The following is a 21,683-nucleotide window of genomic DNA, read 5'->3' on the forward strand; positions in this document are numbered from 1 at the left end:
GTCAGGACCCTCCGGCCTTGAAGCCGCGCCAGACGTTGTGCCACGCGGCGTCGTTCTCGGCGTCGAGTTCCAGCAGGCGGTATCCGGCGTCGAAGTACTCGGGTTTGACGATCGCCGACGTCAGGTTCTCGGGGATGGTTCCGTCGGCGACCAGGGTGTCGGGATTGATCGACTTCTGCGGCGGCTGGTAGCCGATCTGCGTGAAGTTCTGTTGCGCCGAAACCGGATCCAGCATGTGGTTGAGGAACAGGTGTGCCAGCACCGGGTTCTTGCCGCTCTTGAGGATGACCATGAGGTCGTTGTCCACCAGGCCCTTGCCGTCGGCCGGGAACCAGTACTGCAGGATCTCCGGCGGGGTGTTCTCGGGCAGGTAGCCGAGCGCCTGGATGATGTCACCCGACCACATCTGGGCCAGGCCGATCTGGCCTGCGGGCACATCGTTGTACATCGTGATGGTGACCTTGGGGGAGGTCGCGGCCACCATCTGCCGGAGTTGTTCACCGACCATGTCCAGATCGGTCTGCGACGACGTGTTGACATCGGTGATACCGTTGCGCAGCAGTACCATCGCCATCGCGGTGTGCCAGTCGTCGATGATCGCGGTCTTGTTCTTGTATCTCGGATCCCACAGCGCGTCATACGGATTGGGCAACGCGCCGATGTCCTCGGGGACCTGGTCGGTGCGCCACCCGATTCCGGTGGTGTAGACGGTGTACGGCGTGGTGTAGCGCCACTCCTTGTCGTACCACGGGTTGGTGAACACCGGCCACACGTTCTCGATGTTCGGAATGTAGCTGTGGTTCAACGGTTTGAGCAGGCCACCGTTGACCAGCCGGCTGATCTGGTCGTAGCTGGGGAAGTAGATGTCGTAATCGACGTTGCCGCCGCGGATCTTGGTGATGGCTTCGTCGGTGTCGTTGAACGTCGAGACCTGGACCTTGGTCTGGTACTTGTCCTCGAACGAGGACACCGCGTCGGGCGAGATGTAATCGGCATAGCTGTACAGCTGCAGGGTGGCGCCCTTCTCGGGTGCCAGCCCGTCGGCGATCGGCTCGTTGTCCGAGGCGATGTCCCATGTCACCGGGCTGCTCGGCGACGCGATGGTCAGGCTGGGGGCCGACGACCCCGGGCCCGACGGCCCGCCTTTGGAGCACGCGTCGAGCAGGACGCCCAGCGCCGGGGCGCTCGCGGCGATCAACGCGGCCCGCGTCAGGAACTGTCTACGGGTGGGCCCGGAGCGGGGCATCCCGTGCGGCAGTGCGTTTCCGGTGGGTCCAGGCATACCGGCCTCCTGCGGTCCGCGTCTTGTCGCTGGTTGGACTCTCGCATAGACTGAACGCTCAGTCAAGGTACAAAACCGCACATCATCTGCTTCTTTGACCGGATGCGAGCGCGTACCTGAGTGGAGGTAATCCAGTGTCCTCGTCAATCGTCGGCTCCGCAGCGCAAGACGTCTCAAGCGACCGGGTCGACAGACTGATCGCCGATGAGGAACAGGTGTTCCTGCGCCGCCAGCCGCGCAGCGCGGAATTGATCGCACGCGCCCGTGAGCATCTCGCAGGCGGCGCGACGTCGAACTGGCAGATCGCCCAACCGCAGGCGGTGTGGTTGAGCCACGGGCACGGGTCCAAGGTGTACGACGTCGACGGGACGGAGTACGTCGACATGCACGGCGGCTATGGCGCCTCGATCGCCGGGCACGCTCATCCCGCGATCGTCGACGCCGTGAGCCAACAGATCCGACGCGGAACGCATTTCGCGCAGCCGACCGAGAACGCGATCTGGATCGCCGAGGAACTCTCGCGGCGTTTCGACCTGCCGCTGTGGCGCTTCGCCAACTCCGGGACCGAGGCGACCATGGACGCGGTCCACCTCGCGCGGGCCGTCACCGGCCGCGACCTGATCATCAAGGTCGAGGGCTGCTACCACGGCCACCACGACTCGGTGCAGGTGTCCGTGCTGCCGGAGCCCGACGAGGTCGGTCCCCGAGAGCATCCGGTGGGTGTTCCCGGCAACACCGGTATCCCCGAGGCGATCCGCAACCTCGTGGTCGTCGTCCCGTTCAACGACATCGAGGCCGTGGCGCGGGCGCTCACCGAGCACCGTGGACAGGTGGCCGCGATGATCCTGGAACCGGTGATGATGAACGCGGGCATCATCCCGCCGGCCCACGGTTACCTCGCCGGGATCCGGGATCTGCTGCACGAGGCCGGATCGCTGCTCATCTACGACGAGGTCAAGACCGGGTTCACCACCGGCCCGGGCGGCGTCACCGCCTCGAGTGGGGTGGTGCCCGACATCGTCTGTCTCGCCAAGGCGCTCGGCGGGGGTATCGCCGTCGCGGCCATCGGCGGCACCACGCGCGTCATGTCGGCCATCGCCGACGGACGCTACGAACAGGTCGGCACGTTCAACGGCAACCCCCTGGCGATGGCGGCCACCCGCGCCACCCTGAGCGAGGTGCTCACCGACGAGGCGTACGCGCATCTGGACTCTCTGGCCGCAGACCTGCGCGAGCGGTTGACGAGCGTGATCACCGAGCACGGGGTTGACTGGCACGTGGTGGCCGTCGGCGCGAAAGGGTGCGTGACCTTCCGCAAGGAACCGGTGCGGGAATATCGTGATTTCCTGCAGATCGACGACCGCCTCGGCCATCTGCACTGGCTGATGCAGCACAACGGCGGTGTTTTCCTGCCGCCATGGGGGAAGGTGGAGCAATGGCTGCTGTCCGTCCAGCACGACACCGCCGATGTCGACCGGTTCGTCGCCAACTTCGCACGCCTCGCCGCGGCGGTGGCCAACTGAGCGCGGAGGCCGGCCGGTGACCGGCGGTGCCATCCGCCTGCACCAGTTGGCCAAGGCGTTCGAAGGGGTGCCCGCGGTCGCCGGTATCGACCTGGACATTCCTGCCGGACAGTTCTATTCGCTGCTCGGCGCGTCCGGCTGCGGCAAGACCACCACGCTGCGCATGATCGCCGGATTCGAGAAGCCCGACTCGGGCCGCATCGAACTCGACGGCCGCGACGTCGCGAGCGACCCGCCCCACAAACGTCCCGTCAACACCGTCTTCCAGACCTACGCGCTGTTCCCGTTCATGAGCGTGTGGGACAACGTCGCCTTCGGCCTGCGCTACCAGAAGGCCCCGCGCGCCGAGGTCACCCGCCGCGTCGGAGAGGCCCTCGAACTGGTCCGCATGGCGGAGTTCGCCAAACGCAAACCCGCACAACTGTCCGGTGGACAGCAGCAGCGAGTGGCACTCGCGCGCGCCCTGGTGCTGCGGCCCAGGGTGCTTCTGCTCGACGAACCGCTCGGGGCGCTCGACGCCAAGCTGCGCAAGCAGTTGCAGCTCGAACTGCGGGCCCTGCAGCGCGAGGTCGGCATCACGTTCGTGTACGTCACGCACGACCAGGAAGAAGCGCTCACGATGAGCGACCAGATCGCGGTGATGGCCGAGGGGCGCGTCGAACAGGTCGGCGCACCCACCGAGATCTATTCGGCCCCCGCCACGACGTACGTCGCCGGATTTCTGGGCGCTGCCAACATCTTCGACGCCGAGCTCACCGAGGCGCCGGGGGCGACCGGCGGTGCGGCGGTGTGCACCGCGATGTCGACGCGACTGAGCGCCTGGGTGGACGGCGCTGCGGCGCCGGGTCCGGCCGCGATCGTCATCCGCCCCGAGCGCATCACGCTCCAGGGCCCCGACGAGCCCGTCGCGGCGGGTAGCAACGTCATCACGGGAACCGTGTCACACGTGGTGTACCTGGGTGCCTCGACGCAGGTCCATGTCGACGTGGGGGAGGCCAATTGGCTGGTGGTCGAGGTGCCCAATCATGCCGGGCCGCAGTCGGTGAGCCAGCAGGCCGGCGCGCGGGTGCACTGCGTGTGCACCCCGGACGCGGTTCGCGTGTTGACACGCAGCCCGGTTGCGGTGATCGCCGACCCGGTGGTGGAGCCGGAAACCGCGCTCAGCGCGCACTGAGCGCGGTCAGCGGCGGCGCGGCTGCGAAGCCTTGGCCGACTTGGTGGCCTTCGCGGGCTTGCGGCCCGAGGCCTTCTTGGGCGGCAGATCGAGCTCACGCTCGCAAAACCGCATCGCGATCTGGTAGGCGACCTCCGCGTCGACCTCGGGATCATCGAGGGCCACCTGGATGGACAACCCGTCGAGCAGGGCCGAGAACTCCAGGGCGAAGAGCTTGGCGTCCACACCGCTGCGCAGCTCGCCGGGTTCGGCGGATTCCAGCGCGTCGATGATCATGCGGCGCCACCGCGCGTCCAGTTCGATGCGGCCGGCCTTGACCTCGTCATGCCGGAAAGCCTGCGCCCACAGGTCGAACCACAGGCCCCACGCGCCGGGGATGTCATCGGTGCCGCCGTCGGGGACGCACGTCCAGCGGATCAGCAGCGACAACCGCTCGCGCAGCGAGGACACCTCGGCGAGCATCTGTTCGGCGGCGGTGTAGAACGATTCCTCGGAGTGCCGCAGCGCGTCGACGAGCAGCCGGTCGCGCGTGCCGAAGTAGTAGATGACCAGGGCCGAGCTGACGCCGGCACGCTTGGCGACATCGGCGATGCGGGTGTCGGAGAAACCGCGCTCGCAGATGAGTTCTGCTGCGGTGCGCAGCATCTGGATCCGCCGAGCCTCGTTGTTCTCGGTGGCCGGTGCCGGATCTGCCATTCTCTGCGAACTCCCTCCACAAGTGGCGACGCTGCTACTTGTCCAAAGCCTAACACTTCGTTAGATTGAACAGTCAGTCAGGATGCCTGTCGCGGTGACGCGAGGTGGGAGTCTCCGATGTCGAACAACTACGACGCACTGGTGATCGGCGGCGGCCACAACGGTCTGGTCTCGGCCGCGTATCTGGCCCGCGCAGGCGCCCGCACGTTGGTCCTCGAATCCCGGTCGTCGCTCGGTGGTGCCGCGACCACCGAAGCGCCGTGGGATGATGCGCCGCACCTGCGGGTCACGCGCCTGTCCTACGTCATGAGCCTCATGCCGCCGACCATCGTGCGCGATCTCGCCCTCGAACGCCACGGCTACAAGGTCCATCCCATGGGGCCCTACTACCAGGCCTTCCCCGAAGGCGGATCGCTGACGATCTACGAGGACGATCCGGCGCGCACCTACGAACAACTGTCCCGGTTCTCGAAGAAGGACGCCGACGCGTGGCCCAAGTGGAACGCGTGGCTCGAAGGCATCGCCGACGTCATGGGCCCGCTGTTGACACAGGTGCCGCCCAACATCGGCTCGCACCGTCCTGCTGATCTGCTCGACCTCGCCAAACTCGCGTGGGGGCAACGGGGGATCACGTCGCGCGCCGTCGCCGACATCACGCGTTTGCTCACCATGAGCATCGCCGACCTGCTCGACGACTGGTTCGAATCCCCCCAGATCAAAGGCGCACTCGCGGTCAACGGCGTGATCGGCACGTGGGCCGGCCCGTACGAGCCCGGCACCGCGTACGTGATGGCGCACCACTCGATCGGCGACGTCGGCGACGGTCAGTTGGGCAGCTGGGGATTCCCCGAAGGTGGTATGGGCGCGGTGTCCGCCGCGATCGCGTGCTCGGCGCGCAGTTTCGGCGCCGAAATCCGTACCAACGCACGGGTTTCACGCCTGCTGGTGCGCAACGGACGCGTCGAGGGTGCCGTGCTGGACAACGGCGACGAGATCCACGCCCCTGTGGTGGTCACCACGTTGCACCCGAAAACCGCGTTCCTGGACCATATCCCGCGCACCGAACTGCCCCAGGACTTCGTCGGCGACATCGAGCACTGGAAGTCCCGCAGCGGCGTCGTCAAGATCAACCTGGCGCTGGCCGAGCTGCCGAACTTCACCGCCGACCCCAGCTCCGGCATCGCCGAGCACCACACCGGATCGGTCGAGATGGCCCCCACCATGGAGTTCATCGAGGCCGCGTTCCAGGATGCCCGCAACGGCAAACCCGCGCTGTTGCCGTTCAGCGACGGCGTCATCCCCACCACACTCGACACCACGCTCAATCCCGATGGCACACACATCATGTCGCTGTTCACACAGTGGGTTCCCGCCGAGTGGGCAGCCGAGCCGCACACCGAGGAACTCGACGCGTACGCCGACCGCCTCATCGAGCTGTACGACCAGGTGGCCCCCGGCTTCAAGGCGTCGATCACCCACCGCGACATCGTGGGCCCGTACGACATGGAGCATGAGTACGGTTTGATCGGCGGCAACATCTTCCACGGCGAACTGTCGCTGGAGCAGCTGTTCCACATGCGGCCCGCACCCGGCTACGCCGACTACCGCACACCTATCGCCGGTCTGTACAACGGCAGTTCGGCCACCCACGCCGGGGGCGGAGTGTGCGGCATCCCCGGCTGGCAGGCCGCGCGCGCGGTGCTGGCCGACAAGAAGCGCGCACGCCGAAGCGAGGCCCTGCGTAAGCGACTGCCCGCGGCACTGGGCGGGCGCTCCTGAACGCGCACGTCACAGTCGGCGATCTGACGGCACGGCGCGCCGCCGTGGCCACCATGCTCGGCGCGCGGTCGATGGCCGTGATCGGCGCCAGCGCGCGCCCGGGCAGTTTCGGCGAGCGCATGGTGATCGAGGCCCGGCGAGGCTCGGCGCGAACACATCTGGTGAACCCCCGCTACCGCCGTATCGGCGACCTCCCGTGCCACGCGTCGCTCGACGACCTCGACGAGGTACCCGACCTGGTGCTGCTGGGGGTCCCCGACGACGCGCTGATCGACCAACTGCAGGCCGCGGCCGCTGCCGGTGTGCGTTCGGCGGTGCTGTTCGGATCGGCGCACGGGGCCGGGATGCGCAGGGCCATCACCGACATCGCGACGCGCGCGGGGATGGCGTTGTGCGGTGCCGGGTGCATGGGCTTCGTCAACACCGTCACCGGCGTGCGTGCTCTGGGCTATCTGGAGCCGGATCCGCTTCCCGCCGGCGGCGTATCGCTGGTGACGCACTCCGGGTCGGCGTTCTCGACCCTGCTGCGCGCGCGTCGCGGATTCGGATTCCGCCTCGCGGTGTCGTCCGGGCAGGAGCTCGTCACCGACACGGCCGACTACGTCGAATACGCGCTGGACGATCCCGGCACCCAGGTGATCGGCTTGCTGCTGGAGACCCCCCGCGCGGCGCCCCGCCTGCGTAACGTTTTGCGGCAGGCCGCCGAACGGGACGTCCCGGTCGTCATCCTCACGGTCGGCGGTTCACCGCGGGGACGTGCGATGGTGGCCGCGCACTCCGGCGCGCTGGCGGGCGACGCCGCGGGCTGGGCGGCGTTCTGCGCCTCCACGGGAGCGGTCCGTACCACCGACCTCACCGAGTTCACCGACACGCTCGAGCTTTTCGCGTGTGAGGCGCGGTCCGGGCGGCTTCAGCGACGGGGAGGGGGTAGGGGGATCGCGACTGTGCACGACTCGGGTGCCGAGCGTGCCCTGTGCGCGGACGTGGCCCACGAGATCGGCGTCGAGTTCGCCGAGTTGTCACCGCGGACGCTGGGCGTGATCGGTGATCTGCTGGACGACGGGTTGACTCCGTCGAACCCGCTCGACATGTGGGGCACGGGTGCCGATACCCGGACGGTGTTCGGGGGTTGTCTGCGTGCGATGGTCGAGGACCCGGCGGTCGCGGTCACGGCGTTGGCCGTCGACCTGGTCACCGAGTACGACGGCGACACGGCCTACACCGATGCCGTGCTCGACGTCGAGGGTCAGGCGCCGCTGGCGGTGCTGGCCTCGGTGCCGTCGGCGATCGACCCGGTGATGGCGCAGCGACTGCGTGACCGTGGGGTGGCCGTGCTGGAGGGCATGCGCAGCGGTCTGGCGGCCATGGGACATCTCGCGGCGTGGCCGCTCCTGGTGGACACAGAACCTGTTGTGGTCGACCCGGTTCGGCGTGACCGGTGGTCGCGGGCCACGGGTCCGGCGTTCGACCTGCTGGCCGATTACGGCGTCGCGGTGCCCGATTCCCGGCCGGCGCACTCGCGTGTCGAGGTGGTCGCGGCCGCCGCCGCGATCGGTTACCCGGTCGCGGTGAAAACCGCGGGGGCGGCGCACAAGAGCGACGTCGGGGGAGTGGTGCTGGGCGTGAGCGGGCCCGACGAGGTGGTGGCCGTGTACGACGACATGGCGGCCCGGCTGGGACCGGCCGTGAGCGTCGATGCCATGGTGCCCGCAGGGGTCGAGGTCTCGGTCGGATTCGTGCGCGACGCGGCCTTCGGTCCGCTGGTGGTGGTCGCGGCCGGTGGGGTGGCGGTGGAACTGCACGGCGACCGTGTCGTGGTGTGCCCGCCGGTGTCACGCACCACGGCACGACGCATCGTCGATCAGCTCCGGATCGCGCCCCTGCTCACCGGGTGGCGCGGCGGACCGGTTGCCGACATCGACGCACTGGTGGACGTGATCGTCGCGTTCTCGGCCATGGCGGTCGAACTCGGCGACATGCTCGACGCGGTCGAGGCGAACCCTGTGATCGTGTCGGCCACCGGTGCGGTCGCCGTCGACGCGTTGGTGGTGCCTAACTCGGTGCCCGGCTGACCTGTTCGGGAAACGGTAGCGAAATCGGTTCGGGGGCAACACGGCTGTGCCCCTCGGCGTCGAACCGGTCGAGCCCCAGGTCGGTCAGATCGAGCCACGCACATGTTCCTGTGGTGGTGAGGTCGGCGGCCACCTGGGCCACCGCCGGGCCCCACATCATGCCGTGCCCGGCCGGGCTGGCCACCACCGTACCGTCGATCGGGCCGTCGTCGCCGATCAGCGGTCCGAGGATGGGCAGATGGTCGGGGGTGTAGTCGATGGTCGCGGCCCACGCCCGTCGCAGACCCAATCCCTTGACCACGGGCAGCAGTTCACCGATCCGGTGGCGCATCTTGTCGTAGTACACCCAGTCGAACTCGCGGGCCGCGCCGGGCAATTCCTCCGGATTGCTCATCCCCCACAGCAGACCGCCGGATTCCCCGGGCCGCCAATAAATCCCCGACATCAGGTCGAAGACCATGGGCAGTGCGTGCACATCGACAGGCAGTGGCTCGGTGACCACCACCTGGTGGCGGGTCCCGCCGGCCGGGATGCGCCCGCCTGCGCGGCTGCCGACCTCGGAGAGCTGCGGACCGCCGGTGAGCACCACGTGCCCGGTGTCGACGGGGCCGGCGGAGGTGTCGACGCCGACGACGCGGCCCGACTCGGTGCGCAGGCCGAGGAACGTGCAGTGCTCGCGCACATCGACACGGTGGACGGCGAGTGCGGCACTGTACGCCAACACGTTTCGCGGCGCGTCGATGTATCCGTCACCGGGCGCGTAGGACGCGCCCATGGTGACGCCGGGGGACAGGCCCGTCTCGCGCGCGTCGATGTCGGACGACGAGAGCCATTCGACCTGCAACCCGAGGCTCTTCTGCAGCGCGATGCGCGCGTGCGCCTGCTGCACCTCGGCCTCGCTGAAGCACGGCATGAGATAGCCCTGTGCCCGGAACCCGCAGTCCAGGGGGAAGCGGTCCCCGCTCTCGCGGTAGAAGTCCTGCGCCCGCATGCCCAAGCGGATGGCCGTCTCGGTGCCGCCCTGAGCGCGCACCATGCCCGCGGCGCGACTGCTCGCGCCGTCACCGAGGGTGGCCGCCTCGAGCAGAACCACGTGTTCCACACCGCTTTCGGCGAGCAGCACGGCGGTCCACGCGCCGACGGTGCCGCCGCCGACCACCACGACATCGGCCGTGGAAGATGAGCTGGTCATACTCCGAAACCGTGGCATAGACTGAACGATCAGTCAAGAGGTCGAGGGCGCCGCCGAAGAGATGGGGTACACCGCATGTACGGGCTGAGCGACGAGGACTTGCGCATCCGCGACACGGCATCCGCATTCGCCGAATCCCTGATGCCGTATGAGGCCGAAGCCGAGGCCGCGGGCGGCAAGATGCCCAAGGAACTGACGGAGAAGTTCCAGGCCCGCGCAATCGAATTGGGCCTGTATGCCACGAACATCCCGAAATCCGCGGGCGGCCCCGGCTGCACCGCGCTGCAGCAGGTTCTGGTCCAGGAGCAGGTCGGGCGCGTGACCAACGGCCTGGCGTGGGTCATGCACACCCCGCCGCAGTGGTGGGTCGAAGTCGCCACCGACCATCAGCGACAACGGTGGCTGCTACCGACGGTGCGCGGCGAGAAGCACGAGGCCTATGCGATCACCGAGGAGTTCGCCGGCTCCGACGTGTCCGACCTCGCGGCCACCGCCCGCCGAGAGGGCGACGAGTACGTCATCAACGCCGTCAAGTGGCACGTCACGTCGTTCAACCTCGCCGACTACGTGTTCGTGCAGGCCGTGCTCGAAAACGGTGACCACGCAGGCGATCACGTACTGCTCGTGGTGGATCTTCCCTCACCCGGCGTCGAGGTGGTCCGCACACCGCAGTACAGCCACCACATCGCCGACGAGCACCCCATCGTGGCGTTCACCGATGTGCGGGTGCCCGCGACGCATCTCGTCGGCGCCGAGGGACAGGGCATGACGTTCACGCAGGACTGGTTCCGGTTCGAACGGCTCATGGTCGCGGCGCGCTGCGTGGGAGCCGCCCAGCGCCTGCTCGACGAGACGACGGCCTTCGCCCGGACCCGCATCGTCGACGGCAAGCCGCTGGGCGACCACCAACTCGTGGCGGGCATGCTCGCCGACAGCGCCACCGAACTGTTCGCGGCCCGCACCATGCTCTACGAGGTGGCCCGGTCCATCGATGCGGGGCTGGACCGCAAGACCCTGCACGGGCAGGCCTCGATGGCCAAGCTGTACTGCTCGGAGATGGCCGGACGGGCCGCTGATCGCGCCGTGCAGGTGTTCGGAGGTCGCGGCTACATGCGGGAGAACGTCGCCGAACGCATGTTCCGGGAGTTGCGCGTCGAGCGGATCTGGGAAGGCGCCAGCGAGATCCAACGGATCATCGTGGCCCGCCAGCTGATGAACCGCGGACCGCAGGCGCTTCTGGGCACAGCCGGCTGAGTTCGCCGACGGTCGGCTGTGCCCAGGAGTCGCTACTGTGATGGCATGCGAAGTGTCGGCGCGGTTGTCCTCGGCATCGTGGGTGTGTTCGTCACATTGTGCGGCCTGCTGTTCGCGCTGCAGGGTTTCGGTGTGGTGGGCGGCAGTCCGATGAGCAACACCACCACGTGGTCGATCCTCGGCCCGATCATCCTGCTCGTGGGGGTCGGCATCGCAGTGACCGGATGGCGCGTCGGGCGGGCGTCCCGTCGCTGACCCCTGAGGGTTCGACCGGCCGCATTCGGGGTATGGCTTGCCGGATGGATCATGAATGGGAATGCGTCGTCGTCGGTGGTGGAGCGGCGGGGCTCAGTGCTGCGCTGGTGCTAGCGCGGGCCCGGCGGCGGACGCTGCTGATCGACGCCGGAGAGCCGAGCAACGGCGTGGCCCCGGCCATCGGCGGTCTGCTCGGCCACGACCGCCGGCCACCACACGAGCTGTATGCGCAGGGGCGTCGCGAACTCGCCGCCTATCCCACTTTCACATTCCGTGAAGGGTGCGTCGTCCGCGGCGCCCCGGCCGACGGCGGGTCGGTGCGCGACCTGGACGACGGCTCGCAGGTGACGGCCAAGCGGGTGCTGCTCGCCACCGGTATGCAGTACTGCCCGCCGTCCCTGCCCGGCATGGACAAGTTTTGGGGGACAACGGTTTTCCAGTGCCCGTTCTGCCACGCCTGGGAGTTGCGCGACCAGCGGCTGGCCACGCTCGCGGCCGGCGCAGAAGGCGTCAACACCGCCCTCATGCTGCGTGGCTGGAGCGACGACGTCGTACTGCTCACCGATGGTCCGTCGGACCTGTCGTCCGGCGACCGGAGTCTGCTGGACAACGCCAAGGTGACCATCGACGAGCGCCGCATCGCCGAACTGCTGGGGCAGGACGGTCAACTGACCGCGATCGCGTTCTCCGACGGCACCCGCCTGGAACGCGACGGACTGCTGGTCGAGGCGCCGCTGCGGCAACGCTCCGAACTCGCGAGTCAACTCGGCGCACAGTGCGCCGCAGGAGAGCTCGCGTCAGACGCCATCGACGTCGACGAGATGCACCGCACCACGGTGCACTCGGTCTTCGCGGCCGGTGACACGTGCACCGAGGAACCCTCCGTCGCGTCGGCGATCGCCGCGGGCTCGCAGGCCGCGAAGATCATCGTGCAGAGCCTGTTCGCCGACGAGTTCGGCCTGCCGTACCCGCCCGGATCGAACTAGTTCCGCCGGTTGCGCAGGCGCGCGGCGAGGGTGCCGCCGCCGCGCACCACCGCGACCCCGAACAGAATCCACGGCCCCGCCACCAGGATCGGATCGATCCACGTGTGGCTGAGGTCGGTGCGCTTGCGGCCCACCCGCGAGCTGAAGCCTTTGTGGGTGAACTCGCTCTTGACGCCGGTCTCGGTGATGGGGTTGTCGGGACGCAGCGTGAACATCGAGGCGAGATGGTGCTCGATGGCGTCGACCCGGTCGGCGCCGAGCAGCAGCAGCCAGTGCGCGGCCCTGGTCTCGCTGTACTTCGCATAGGCGTGTCTGCGGATCGCACCGGACAGGCCTTTGAGCGGCGCCGCGGTGCCGAACACCGGGGTGAGCATCTTGTGTTCGATGGACCGTTCGCGCGGCCGGTTCTCCGGTTGCAGGTCGGGGAACTCCCAGTGCGCCTCCGGGAGCGGGACCGGCGCACTCGCCTCCTGATCTGACGGCGGCTGCGGTGGGAGGTCCACACCCCATCCGGGGATACGCGCGCGGAGCACGTCGCTGTCGGGGCGGATGGGTCCTTGTGCGGTGTAAGCCATGAGAGTCCTTGTCAGCTGGCGGTAGGGACGATGATCGGCTTGATGCAGTCGTCGAGCTTGGCGGAGAAGATGTGGTAGCCCTCTGCGATGTGTTCCAGCGGGATCCGGTGGGTGACAATGTCGTTGGGCTTCAGATAACCGTTCTTGATGTGTGACAGCAGCCGCGGCCACTCGCGCTTGACCGGGCACTGGTTCATCCGCAGGGTCAGGCCCTTGTTGAATGCATCGCCGAATTTCACCGCACTGAACATGGGGCCGTAGGCGCCGACCACCGATACGGTGCCGCCCTTTCGCACCGAATCGATCGCCCAGTTCAACGCGATCGGAGACCCGCCCTGCAGTTTCAGCTTCGTCGCCGTGACGTGCTGTAAGAAGTTGCCGTCGGCCTCGGCGCCCGCGGCGTCGATCGCGACGTCGGCCCCGAGATGATCGGTGGTCCTCTTCATCTTCACCACGATGTCGTCGCAGTCGACGAAGTTGATGGTCTCGGCGTGGGCGAACGTGCGTGCCTTCTCCAACCGGTACTCCAGGTGGTCGATGACGATCACCCGGCCCGCGCCCATCAGCCACGCCGACTTCGCGGCGAACAGGCCCACCGGGCCCGCGCCGAACACCACGACAGTGTCTCCCTCGGCGATGTTGCCGAGTTGTGCGCCGAAATACCCGGTGGCCAGGGCGTCGGTGAGCAGCAGCGCGTCCTCGTCGTCGAGCCAGTCGGGGATGATCGACGGGCCGACGTCGGCGAACGGCACCCGCACGAACTCGGCCTGGCCGCCGTCGTACCCGCCGCACGTGTGGGAATAGCCGTAGATGCCGCCGACCGCGGTGGCGTTCGGGTTCACGTTGTGGCAGTTGGAGTACAGCCCGCGGGCGCAGAAGTAACACGATCCGCAGAAGATGTTGAACGGCACCATGACCCGGTCACCCACGGAAAGGTTCTGCACCGAGGGCCCGACTTTCTCGACGACACCGATGAATTCGTGTCCGAACGTCGTGCCCACGCGGGTGTCGGGCATCATGCCGTGATAGAGGTGCAGATCCGATCCGCAGATCGCGGCTTTGGTGACCCGGACGATGGCATCGTTGGGATGCTCGATCGCGGGAATCGGTTTGTCTTCCAAGCGGATCTTGTACGGTCCGCGATACACCATGGCTCGCATACGGTCTCCCTAGATCTGTGCCATCGAAAAATGTGGCGCCATCCGGAGGTACCCCGCGCGCAGCCGCTGAAACGGCCGGTGTCAGATCGGCTCAGGCGCAATCGTGCTGGGCACGGATGTGCCTGGGCACCGACCGACGGCTTTCGATGACGGCGACAGCGTCGAGGTGGTGACGCGGCAGCGGGATGGCCTGGGCCTTGTCGGTGACCGGGCGCGTGGTGGCCTTGCGACGCCTGCGCGACCGCCGGGGTGCGAAGATCTGCGACGCGTGCTCGGCGATCAACAGGCCGGCGGCCAGGGTCGCGTCGTCGAGGGCGCCGATCTGGTTGGAGTAGAGATTCAACGTGGCGCTCGCGGTGCCGTGCCCGGTGAGCGGCAGTTGCAGCATCGACCGGATGGGCGTCGCCGCGACCGCGCGCGCCGTGAACTCCGGCCAGCGGGTCTCGGCAGTCAGGTCGTCGATCACAGTCACGTGCCCGTCGGCCGTGAACGAGGGGCCGTCGCCGCAGTGGCGTTGGATTTTGTCGAGGACCAGCGGGTGGCCGTTGGTGGCGGCCAGCGAGCGGATCACGCCGTGCTTGCCCAGAAGCGTGACGCCCGCGTGATGGACGGAAGGCAGTTCATCCACGGCGGCCATCGTGATCCGGGCCAAGATCACATACGGGTCAGGGTCAGCGGATGTGCGGACGAGCTCCGCGAAAGCCGCTTCGATTCGTGCGGTGTCAATCCCGCCATGGCCGGACACAGAACCTCCAAGAGAACTCGCTGCACAGCTGCGAACAGCAGCGGATCTGTAGTACCCGCGGTGGGGACGGCCAAACGCGGTCGGAGGTGAAAATTGGAACGCGAGTACGACAACGGTGCCGCTGCCATCGGGCAGCGGCACCGTGTCAGTGCCGTCCGGGTGCCGTCCTAGTGCTGCGGGCCGGGCATCGCAGGCTGGCCGGGCGCCGGTGCGCCTGCGGGAGCCGGTCCGGTCGGCTGGCCCTTGCCGCCGAGGCCGGACATCTCCAGCAGCGGTGCGCCCGCGGCGGCAGGCGCGATGGGGCCGGCGGCAGCAGCGATCGGTGCGGCCGCGATCGGCGGCACGCCCGCGGGCGGGACGACGGGCGGCACCGGGGGAACCGGCGGGGCCAGCGGCGGCGGGACGACCGGCGGGACCACCGGGGGCGGTGCGACCGGGACGGGCGGCACGGGCCCGGGCGGGGCCAACGGCACCCCTGCCGCCATCTCGCTGATCGGTGCGGCCGCGCACGCCGCGCCGACAGGTGCAGCGGCTGCGCCCGCGGGAGCGCCCGCCGCGCCCACCGTGCCCGCCTGCTCGTGCAGACACGCGTCGCCGCCGGTGACCAGCGGCGTGACGGCCGACGCGACTGGGCTCAAGACCAGAGCGACCCCACATACCGCAGCCCCCGCAGCAACCGCTCCGCAGTTGAATCGATCAAAGATCGCCATGGACGTTGACTCCTTCATTCGTGCTCAAACAAATCAGCGATGGTGTTGCGCAGCAAAAGTGCTCAACCCCGCTGAAGTCGGGTTTAATCGACTGCGTTAATTGTCGGCAGTCGTTGCGCAAGACGACACGCGGCGCACCGCATCGTTTCCGAACAGTGATGTTCGGCGTTGCCGGGCAACGGATATCGGATACAGCAACCATGCTGCGTCGCGGCGCGCGCGTCGTCACCCGGTGAGCCGCACCAGGCACGGTCGGGCGAAAGACATTGTGTGGCAACGGGATAGTGGCCCGCGCCACGCGGGGGTGGGCATACACGTCGGCGCTACTCCTGGACGATGATCGGATCGCCGACGTTGACCGCGTCGAAGTACCATTCCGCGTCGGTGACGCTCAAACCGATGCAACCGTGGCTCACGTTTTCATAACCGATCGAGTTTTCGGCCCATGGCGCCGGGTGGACGAAAAGCCCGCGGCGTGTGAAGCGCACGGCGTGGTCCACGTCGATGAGGTAACCGTCTGCCGCGTCGATCGGAATGCCCACGCTGCTCGAATCCATGGTCACCGAGCCCTCTTTGGCCAGCACGGTGTACTTGCCGACCGGCGTCGGGTATTCGGGCCTGCCCATCGTGGCAGGCAGGACGCCCGGTTTGCCCCAGTGCAGGCGATGGTGCGGCGAGGGCAACGGCGGACCGGGCGGGATGTCCGGTGTGGGCGTCATGCCCGGAATCGCCAGGGCCTCAGGCTCTTCCGGCTCCGGGGGTTCCGGCGCGGCGGTTTTGGCCGGCACGCGCACCATCACCTCGGGCATGCGTGGATCGTCCTGGGCCGCATTCACGCGCACCGGGACCTCGGGATTGGGTTCGGGTGCTTGTTCCGGCGGGGGTTCCGGTGCCTGCTCCGGTGGTCCGGCGGGGACCCCGTCGATCGTCACCACGAACGTCTTGTCGGAGATGTCGGCGACGGCGACGACGGCCGGTCCGGTCTTGAACTGCAACGGAATGTTGCCGACCGACAGTGCCACGGTGCTGTGGGCCGGCCAGTAGTCGTCCGGAACCCATTGCACCACATTGTCTTCGACCCACTCGAACGAACCCTTCACCTCGGGGTGGGTCTTGATGCCGATGGCGCGTTCGGCCATGCGGCGGTCGGTGACCGGTGTCGTGAAGGTCACCACGATGGGATGCCCGATGCCCACGACCGCACCCGGCGTCGGTTCGACCGACGCGATGGCAGTGCGGTAGGACTGATTCGCGGCGGCGAGATTGACGTCCACCGGTGCGAGACCGACACCGGCGGAGATCCCGACTGCCGCGAGGGCACCCCATAAGACCACGCGCATTGGCTTCCGATTTCCCTCGTAAATTACAAGTTTGTCAATAAGGATGGTAGGGGTCCGGGGACTCATCGAAAGCTCTCGTGCACAAGCAATTCGGTCAAAGAATCATCACGGTTTGAGCACGACCTGCGAGATGGCGCCATTCGCCCAGGTGGGCCTCAGGTCGGTGCGGATACTTGGGCCGACGGCAGGGCGGTTACGGCGGTTACGTCGTGACCAGTTCGAGACGTGCGAGCCGGCGCACCAGCAGGCTCGGCAGCCACGGACCGGTGTCGCCGGCCGTGATGTTCTCGGTGCTGTGCAGCAGATGACGCAGCACCACCAGGGCCTCCAGGCGCGCGAGGGCCGCGCCGACACAGAAGTGCGTGCCCTTGCCGAAGCTGAGATGACCTTTCGCGCCGGAGCGGTCCAGGCGGAACTCGTCGGGAGCGTCGAAATGCGACGGGTCACGGTTTGCCGCGCCCCACAACAGCAGCAGGCGCGACCCGGCCGGGAGGTCGACGCCGCCCAGTGTGGTGTCGCGGACCACGTGGCGGTAGTGGCCGCGGAACGGCGGTTCGTACCGCAGCACCTCTTCGACAAACGCGCCGAGTAGTTCGGGTTGCGCACGCACCTGTTCCTGGATGTCGGGACGGCTCGCCAAAATCCAAGCGGCCGAACCGATCAGAGAAGCCGTGGACTCACCGCCCGCGCTGAAGAGGATGATCATCATGGACTGTGCGGTGAGCTCTTCCATCTCGCCCGTCGCGCATGCTGTGGCGAGGTCACCGAGCAGATTGTCCTGCGGGTCCTGTGCCGCGTGCCGGAACTGGTCGGTGATGTAGCCGGCGAGTTCCATCACGGCCACGGTGGCCTGTGTGAGTTGATCCTGGCCGACCAGACCCTCGACCACCTGGGTGGCCGAATAGCCCCACCGGACCAGCTTGTCGACGTCGGCGTCGGGCACACCGATGAGGCGTCCGACGATCATCATCGGCAGCCGGTTGGCCACGGCACTCATCCACTCGATGTGACCGTCGTGAAGATGGCTGTGCCACAGACTGTTCGCTGTTTCGAGGATGAACGGTTCGAAGGACCGGATGCGCCTGGCTGCCAGTTGCGGCAGCAGTGCCTTGCGGTGCGCGGTGTGGGCGGGCTCGTCGGCGGTGGCCAGCACGTGGCTCTTGCCGCCCAGGCCCTCCATCTCGAAGGCGCCCACGGTGCCGTCGGCCTGATAGGTCATCGTCGCGGTCAGGTTCGAGCTGAAGTCCTCGGGCCGCGCGATGGCGTCGTTGACCGCGTCCCAGCCGCACACCGCGTAAAAGCCGGAGTCGGCGATGGGATGGACCGGAGCGGTGTCGAGCATCCGCCGATACAGCGGATACGGGTCCTGGATGCACTCCGGGTGGAACAACGCGAGGCCGAGACCCTCCGGTGGCGTCATGCATCCAAAGGTGACCGGCGCCGTGATCTCCCGTCAACGGCTCCCGGCGAAGTTGAAACCGACCCCGTCGGGGTTGTTGCGACGGCGTCTCACGCGAGGCGGCGTACCTGCGTTGACGCTGAGAACTTTCTATGTATTTGTCTCAAGTCTGAGACGATGCGGAAACTCGTACGAAGGGGGTGCGCATGGCTGACTGGCTTCTGGGCGGTGAGCGCCGCACCGCGGCGGCCGAGCGCATCTACGCCGCGGCCACCGAACTCGTGCTGCGCGACGGCCTGGACGCTCTGGACATCGACACCCTGGCGGCGCGTGTGCACTGCTCGCGCGCCACCGTCTACCGCTACGCGGGAGGCAAGGCGCAGATCCGCGATGCCGTGCTGCTGCGGCTGGCGGCAAGCATCGTCGACTCGGTGCGCCAAGCCGTCGAGCACCTCAGCGGCCGTGAACGCGTGGTCAAGGCCGTCACCGTCGCGCTGGAGCACATCCGGTCCGACCCGATACGGCAGATGATGGTCGGCCTGGGCGCGGGTCGTGATCTGAGCGAGCTTCCGGCCTCCCCGGTGCTGGCCGATCTGTCGGCCGAACTCACCGGCGTGACCGACGACCCGCAGGCCGCCCAGTGGATCGTGCGCGTCGTGATGTCCCTGGCCGTCTGGCCGATCGGGGATCCCGCGTCCGAAGCGGCCTTGGTCGAACGGTTCGTGGCGCCTGCGTTCGAGTGAGACGTGGAGCCGGTGACGGGAATCGAACCCGCGTATTCAGCTTGGGAAGCTGATGTTCTGCCATTGAACTACACCGGCACGGTGCGGACGAAGGATAGCAACTCGGCCTACGAAGGGGATAGCCGCGGGTAGTGAGGCGGCGTGTGGCACCCGGATGGGGGTTCCTGAGCACACCGTGACCGATACTCTCGTCGGGTGCTGCTTTCCGATCGTGACATCCGGGCCGAGATCGCCGCGAAACGACTGGCCCTCGAGCCGTTCGACGATGCCCTGGTGCAGCCGTCGAGCGTCGATGTGCGGCTCGACCGCATGTTCCGGGTGTTCAACAACACCCGGTACACGCACATCGACCCCGCGATGCAGCAGGACGAACTGACCACGCTGGTCGAACCGGCCGAGGGCGAGCCGTTCGTCCTGCATCCGGGGGAATTCGTGCTGGGGTCGACGCTGGAGCTGTGCACGCTGCCCGACGACCTGGCCGGCCGGTTGGAGGGCAAGTCGTCGCTCGGGCGCCTGGGCCTGCTGACGCACTCGACCGCGGGCTTCATCGATCCGGGGTTCTCCGGGCACATCACCCTGGAGCTGTCGAACGTCGCGAACCTGCCCATCACGTTGTGGCCGGGGATGAAGATCGGGCAGCTGTGCCTGCTGCGGCTCACCAGCCCGGCCGAGAATCCGTACGGCAGCGCCGCGGTGGGGTCGAAATACCAGGGGCAGCGTGGGCCGACGCCGTCGCGCTCGCACCTCAACTTCATCAAGTCCTGACGCGCGCCTGCCGTGTGAACGGTGAGACGCAAGTGAATTGGCGAACGTGGGATATCCCTCAAAGCGGATGAACTGATCCGCGCCGGGCGTCGTATAGCCGAGTAGGGTCGAAAAGTACCGACGTCGGTAGTGAGCAGCAGTGGGGGTCCGACCGGAACTGAAGCGTGTCAGCTAACGCGTTCGGGTGTAACGAATGCGCCGGCTGCATCGATGAAGTTTCTAGTTGTCGGCTCGTGCGGACTGCGCGCAAATTGGCGACTTGGGCAGTGCAGCAAACACTTTGGAGGGCATAGTGGACATCGTACTGGGTGTGTCGATGACACCCACGACGGTCCGCATGGTGCTGGTCGAGGGGGAGAACGCCGACGGGATCACCGTCGATCACGACGTCTTCGACGTCACCGCCGTGGAAGATGCGGCAACGATGAGCGCGGCCGATCAGGTCGTCGCAGCAATTCTCGGAACCCAAGAGAGCGCCGACGCGGGCGGGCATCATCTCAAGTCGATCGGTGTCACGTGGAGTGATCACTCCGACGCGTCCGCGCTACGCGACTCGCTGACCGCACACGGCATCGACGACGTCATGCTGGTCTCCGAAGGCCACGCCGCCGCAGCCCTCGCCCAGGCCGTCGGACGCGCCGTCGGCTACGACACCACCGCGCTGCTGTTCATCGACCGTGACGCCGCGACCCTGTCGGTGGTGCAGACCGAGGACGGCTCGGTGGTCAAGGTGCTCGGCAGCTCGCTGCACAGCACCGACGCGATGGCCGTCCTGAGCGACATGGCCGCCGCCGTCGCCGCCCAGGAGACCCCGCCCGACGGCATGTTCATCGTGGGCTCGGGCGTCGACGTCAGCTCCGTCAAGGAGCACCTGCAGCACCTCGTGTCGATGCCCGTCAACGCCCCGGAGGAACCCGAGCTGGCGCTGGCCCGCGGCGCCGCGCTGGCCTCGGCCACCGCGCCCGCGCTGGAGGCCTCCACCGTGGGGCTGGCGTACTCGCAGGATCCCGACGGCCCGACCGCGGGCAGCGCGTACGCGCTCGCCGGTCTGGACACCCAGCTCGCCCCGGCCGGGAGCGACCTGGGCAGCCTCGTGGACGGTGGAGTCGACGAACTCGACCCCGCCGTGTTCAACGAGGTCGCCGCCGCCGACGAGGAGCGCAAGCCGTTCCTGCTGGTGGGCAGCGCGTTGACCTCGGTGTTCGTCATCGGCGTCGTCGCACTGGTCATCTCGCTCGCGGTGAGCATCCGCCCGACGGTCGACCAGCGGCCCGCCCCCGCGCAGGGCGCCGTGGTGCCCACCGCGCCCGTGGCCAAAGCACCCGCACCGGCCCCGGCGCCCGAGGCGAAGCCCGTGCAGGAGGCGCCGCCGCCCGCGCCGCCTCCGGAGACCATCAAAGCTCCGGTTCCGGTGGTCCAGGAGGCCCCGCAGCCCCAGGCTCCGCCGCGCACGGTGTACGTGGAGCAACCGCAGGCACCCGCCCCGGCCCCGGCGGCGCCGCCACCGGCACCCGAGGCGCCACCACCTGCTCCCGTGGCACCGGTGCTGCCTGCGCCGGCGCCGGTCTACCAACCGCCGGGATACATCCCGCCCGTCGTGGTGCTGCCGCGCGTCCCGTCGATCTTCCGCCCGCCGTGGGAGCCCCAGCGGCCACCACAGCAGAATCCGTGGAACCCGCCATGGGATCCGCCGAAGCAGGCCCCGAAGCCGCAATGGCCCGGATCGGGCCCCGGTGGCTGGGATCCGGGCCCGGGTCGTGGCTCCGACAACGGGCCCGGCCGCGGTGGCGGTGACAACGACTGGAACCCCGGACGTGGATCGGGTGGCCCCGGCCGCGGTGACTCCGGCAACAGCGGCTGGAATCCCGGCTCGGGTGGTGGCCGCAACGGTGGCGGCGGTGGTCACAACGGTGGCGGTCACAACGGTGGCGGCCCGGTGTGGCCGTTCCCGTTCGGTGGCGGTCACCACTAGCCACCAACTCCTCACCCGAAGTTGGTCTGCCGCTTGATGTCGCGTAGCGGGTAGCTCATCG

Annotated in this window: 19 protein-coding genes and 1 tRNA gene; 10 read left to right on the forward strand and 10 right to left on the reverse strand. The window is 68.1% G+C overall.

Translation table 11 applies throughout. From position 1 onward, the window contains the following. Position 1: 1 nt before the first annotated feature. Positions 2-1,282: a polyamine ABC transporter substrate-binding protein gene (locus AT701_RS03400; protein WP_058125177.1), complete on the reverse strand. Its 1,281-nt coding sequence runs from the start codon at positions 1,280-1,282 to the stop codon at positions 2-4. Positions 1,283-1,416: 134 nt separating this feature from the next. On the opposite strand from AT701_RS03400, the gene AT701_RS03405 reads away from it, so the two are divergent. Together AT701_RS03405 and AT701_RS03410 are read left to right on the forward strand one after the other, a co-directional pair. Continuing rightward, positions 1,417-2,805: an aspartate aminotransferase family protein gene (locus AT701_RS03405; RefSeq protein WP_058125178.1), complete on the forward strand. Its 1,389-nt coding sequence runs from the start codon at positions 1,417-1,419 to the stop codon at positions 2,803-2,805. A gap of 16 nt (positions 2,806-2,821) precedes the next feature. Further along, entirely contained in the window at positions 2,822-3,979 is a 1,158-nt protein-coding gene (locus AT701_RS03410; protein ID WP_058125179.1) for an ABC transporter ATP-binding protein, read from the forward strand. Positions 3,980-3,985: 6 nt separating this feature from the next. On the opposite strand, the gene AT701_RS03415 is transcribed toward AT701_RS03410, so the two are convergent. Continuing rightward, complete coding sequence (locus AT701_RS03415; RefSeq protein WP_058125180.1) at positions 3,986-4,675, reverse strand: TetR/AcrR family transcriptional regulator; 690 nt, start codon at positions 4,673-4,675, stop codon at positions 3,986-3,988. Between the two features lie 117 nt (positions 4,676-4,792). On the opposite strand from AT701_RS03415, the gene AT701_RS03420 reads away from it, so the two are divergent. Both AT701_RS03420 and AT701_RS03425 read left to right on the forward strand, forming a co-directional pair. Continuing rightward, positions 4,793-6,454 carry a phytoene desaturase family protein gene (locus AT701_RS03420; protein ID WP_011727106.1) on the forward strand — a complete coding sequence of 554 codons (1,662 nt, stop codon included), beginning with the start codon at positions 4,793-4,795 and terminating at the stop codon, positions 6,452-6,454. A 53-nt stretch (positions 6,455-6,507) separates the two neighbouring features. Further along, positions 6,508-8,526 carry an acetate--CoA ligase family protein gene (locus tag AT701_RS03425; RefSeq protein WP_223496080.1) on the forward strand — a complete coding sequence of 673 codons (2,019 nt, stop codon included), beginning with the start codon at positions 6,508-6,510 and terminating at the stop codon, positions 8,524-8,526. Here AT701_RS03425 and AT701_RS03430 read toward each other — a convergent pair. Continuing rightward, positions 8,507-9,718 carry an NAD(P)/FAD-dependent oxidoreductase gene (locus AT701_RS03430; protein ID WP_058125182.1) on the reverse strand — a complete coding sequence of 404 codons (1,212 nt, stop codon included), beginning with the start codon at positions 9,716-9,718 and terminating at the stop codon, positions 8,507-8,509. The two genes, AT701_RS03425 and AT701_RS03430, sit on opposite strands and share 20 nt — an antisense overlap. A 75-nt stretch (positions 9,719-9,793) precedes the next feature. Here AT701_RS03430 and AT701_RS03435 point away from each other — a divergent pair, with 75 nt between their 5' ends. The 3 genes from AT701_RS03435 to AT701_RS03445 are packed head-to-tail and all read left to right on the forward strand — an operon-like array spanning position 9,794 to position 12,213. After that, complete coding sequence (locus AT701_RS03435; RefSeq protein ID WP_058125183.1) at positions 9,794-10,972, forward strand: acyl-CoA dehydrogenase family protein; 1,179 nt, start codon at positions 9,794-9,796, stop codon at positions 10,970-10,972. Positions 10,973-11,017: 45 nt separating this feature from the next. Then, positions 11,018-11,227: a hypothetical protein gene (locus AT701_RS03440; RefSeq protein WP_058125184.1), complete on the forward strand. Its 210-nt coding sequence runs from the start codon at positions 11,018-11,020 to the stop codon at positions 11,225-11,227. A 44-nt stretch (positions 11,228-11,271) separates the two neighbouring features. Next, positions 11,272-12,213, forward strand: a complete 942-nt coding sequence (locus AT701_RS03445; protein WP_058125185.1) for an NAD(P)/FAD-dependent oxidoreductase — start codon at positions 11,272-11,274, stop codon at positions 12,211-12,213. On the opposite strand, the gene AT701_RS03450 is transcribed toward AT701_RS03445, so the two are convergent. The 6 genes from AT701_RS03450 to AT701_RS03475 all read right to left on the reverse strand — a co-directional run bounded on the left by AT701_RS03450 (position 12,210) and on the right by AT701_RS03475 (position 18,163). Then, on the reverse strand, positions 12,210-12,788 hold the full coding sequence (locus AT701_RS03450) for a hypothetical protein (protein WP_036452512.1): 579 nt from the start codon (positions 12,786-12,788) through the stop codon (positions 12,210-12,212). The genes AT701_RS03445 and AT701_RS03450 overlap by 4 nt on opposite strands. Before the next feature lie 11 nt (positions 12,789-12,799). Next, on the reverse strand, positions 12,800-13,948 hold the full coding sequence (locus AT701_RS03455; RefSeq protein ID WP_036452516.1) for a zinc-dependent alcohol dehydrogenase: 1,149 nt from the start codon (positions 13,946-13,948) through the stop codon (positions 12,800-12,802). A 91-nt stretch (positions 13,949-14,039) separates the two neighbouring features. Continuing rightward, a complete protein-coding gene (locus AT701_RS03460; protein WP_223495309.1) occupies positions 14,040-14,585 on the reverse strand; it encodes a GAF domain-containing protein in 546 nt (181 codons plus the stop codon). Positions 14,586-14,860: 275 nt separating this feature from the next. Then, complete coding sequence (locus tag AT701_RS03465) at positions 14,861-15,403, reverse strand: hypothetical protein (protein ID WP_058125187.1); 543 nt, start codon at positions 15,401-15,403, stop codon at positions 14,861-14,863. Positions 15,404-15,726: 323 nt separating this feature from the next. After that, entirely contained in the window at positions 15,727-16,743 is a 1,017-nt protein-coding gene (locus tag AT701_RS03470) for a L,D-transpeptidase (protein ID WP_223495311.1), read from the reverse strand. Between the two features lie 202 nt (positions 16,744-16,945). Continuing rightward, positions 16,946-18,163: a cytochrome P450 gene (locus AT701_RS03475; protein WP_058125188.1), complete on the reverse strand. Its 1,218-nt coding sequence runs from the start codon at positions 18,161-18,163 to the stop codon at positions 16,946-16,948. A gap of 185 nt (positions 18,164-18,348) precedes the next feature. Here AT701_RS03475 and AT701_RS03480 point away from each other — a divergent pair, with 185 nt between their 5' ends. Next, positions 18,349-18,885 carry a TetR/AcrR family transcriptional regulator gene (locus tag AT701_RS03480; RefSeq protein ID WP_058125189.1) on the forward strand — a complete coding sequence of 179 codons (537 nt, stop codon included), beginning with the start codon at positions 18,349-18,351 and terminating at the stop codon, positions 18,883-18,885. A gap of 4 nt (positions 18,886-18,889) precedes the next feature. Here AT701_RS03480 and AT701_RS03485 read toward each other — a convergent pair. Continuing rightward, a tRNA-Gly gene (locus AT701_RS03485) sits at positions 18,890-18,963 on the reverse strand. Between the two features lie 117 nt (positions 18,964-19,080). Between AT701_RS03485 and dcd the strand changes: the two genes are divergently transcribed. Together dcd and AT701_RS03495 are read left to right on the forward strand one after the other, a co-directional pair. Further along, positions 19,081-19,650 (forward strand): dCTP deaminase, encoded by a 570-nt coding sequence (gene dcd / locus AT701_RS03490; RefSeq protein WP_003892096.1) that lies wholly within the window; start codon positions 19,081-19,083, stop codon positions 19,648-19,650. 292 nt (positions 19,651-19,942) lie between these two features. Continuing rightward, a complete protein-coding gene (locus AT701_RS03495; protein ID WP_081319358.1) occupies positions 19,943-21,622 on the forward strand; it encodes a DUF7159 family protein in 1,680 nt (559 codons plus the stop codon). Positions 21,623-21,683 lie beyond the last annotated feature (61 nt).

The sequence above is a fragment of the Mycolicibacterium smegmatis genome, from assembly GCF_001457595.1.
Lineage (GTDB): Bacteria > Actinomycetota > Actinomycetes > Mycobacteriales > Mycobacteriaceae > Mycobacterium > Mycobacterium smegmatis.